The 1790-nt window shown below is 43.4% G+C and carries 2 protein-coding genes; one reads left to right on the top strand and one right to left on the bottom strand.

The genetic code is table 11. From position 1 onward, the window contains the following. Positions 1-1115, top strand: a 1115-nt coding sequence (locus tag A3739_RS16540) for a Lon-insertion domain-containing protein (RefSeq protein WP_156502633.1), incomplete at its 5' end; no start/stop codon positions are given. Positions 1116-1119: 4 nt separating this feature from the next. Here A3739_RS16540 and A3739_RS16535 read toward each other — a convergent pair. Then, the gene (locus A3739_RS16535; protein WP_068478760.1) at positions 1120-1746 is read right to left on the bottom strand and encodes an alpha-ketoglutarate-dependent dioxygenase AlkB; all 627 of its coding nucleotides are present in this window, start codon (positions 1744-1746) and stop codon (positions 1120-1122) included. Between the last annotated feature and the right edge of the window lie 44 nt (positions 1747-1790).

The following is a 1790-nucleotide window of genomic DNA, read 5'->3' as shown; positions in this document are numbered from 1 at the left end:
AGACTTATTTACTGCTTCAGCATTATGATCCTGAGTTCACAGAGCTCTTCAAAGTGGCTGCTGACTTTGAGAACGAAATGCCTAGAACGCCAAGCTCTGAATCTCATTATGCGCAGTTCATTTCAAGTTTGGTTCACGAGAAGTCTTTTCTGCATTGTGATCGCAAAGCGATCGCTCGAGTGATTGAACATAGTTCACGACAAGCAGAAGACCAAAGTAAGCTTTCTCTGCACGCGTCGGATATCGCCAACTTGTTGCGTGAAAGTAATTACTGGGCCCAAGAACAAAGCTCGAACATGATTCGTTGTGCTCATGTAGAGAGGGCTTTAGAAAGTAACTTAATGCGTAACAGTCGTATCAAAGATCAAATGTTTCACACCCTAAGCAATGGTTCCACTTTGCTAAGTGTCGAAGGGGCTGTGATCGGACAAATCAATGCGCTCTCAGTTTTGAGTACAGGTGGAGCCGAGTTCGGTATGCCGAATAGGGTGACTGCGAATTGCTACTTTGGTGATGGCGATATCATTGATATTGAGCACAATGCGCGTCTAGGCGGAAATATTCACACGAAAGGTGTGATGATTCTTTCATCTTATCTTTCGACTTTGTTTGCGAAGTATAAGCCGATGCCTTTGTCTGCAAGTATTGCCTTTGAGCAGTCTTATGGAGAAGTTGATGGTGATAGCGCATCGTTGGCTGAATTATGCGCGTTAGTTTCTTCGTTAGGTGAACGGCCAATTAAGCAAAATTTTGCTGTAACCGGCTCGGTGAATCAATTTGGTGAGGTTCAGCCAGTTGGCGGTGTGAACGAGAAGATTGAAGGCTTCTTTGATGCATGTGAGATTCTTGGTTTGACGGGAGAGCAAGCTGTTATCTTGCCCTCTACTAACCAGATCAATTTGATGTTGAGTAAAAAAGTTCGCGATGCAATCAAAGCCAAGCGCTTCCATATCTACACAGTTGAACGGGTAGATGAAGCGCTTGAATTATTGTTAGGAGAGCATCCGGGGGTTAAAGATAAGGATGGAAATTATCCTGTTCGATCAATGTATGGATCTATTTTGCAAAAGTTCGATGCATTGCGTACTGCAGAAAATGAACAAGAAGGTGCGTAGCGCCTTAGTTGATTTTGCGAAATGTTAAATTGATTCGAGGCTCTTTTATATGTCGTTGTTTGGGTATCTGATGCTTCCAGTGAGTTTGAACGTCTGGTGACATCACCAACAAGGTGTTGTGTTTTAGCTCTATCGACTGTTTGGTTTCGATGCCATCATTTGGCTTGAGTTCGAACTTTCGTGTTATACCAAGCGATACCGATGCGATTGGAGTATCAGAGTCTAGCTCTGACTCATCGTCGCTATGCCAAGAAACGGAATCTTGCCCGTCTCGGTACTGATTGATCAATACTGAGTTGTAAGCGCAACTGGTCAGTATTTCGACTCGCTCTTTGATGGTTAACACTGCATCATGCCAAGGTGTCGGCTGGAATAATTTGCCGGAGTAGTTGTAGCTATTTTCCGCATCTCCCATCCAAACCTGCAGCCTTGGAATACGTTGATAGCGGCCATAAACTCGTATTTCTGGTTGTTGCCAATTCAGTTCATCCAATAGAATTTGAAAAAGTTGCCCGGCTGTATGGTCATCGAGAAACGGCGAAAAAAATGAAAGATTACCTCCTGACAACTGAATCAGTTCTGGTTCATTTTGCTTTGGAAGGCTTTCATTAAATAAACTTTCCTGATTCATTGTGCGATCGCCTCAATGCATGTTGGAGAATAACTGTTAGTTAG

Source organism: Oleiphilus sp. HI0067 (assembly GCF_001635735.1).
Note: the sequence above shows the minus strand (reverse complement) of the source record. Positions and strands in the feature narration are given on the sequence as shown.

What these genes read in the sequence shown, in the direction of transcription:
- A3739_RS16535 (WP_068478760.1), bottom strand. Translation starts at nt 1,746, where the DNA reads ATGAATCAGGAAAGTTTATTTAATGAAAGCCTTCCAAAGCAAAATGAA.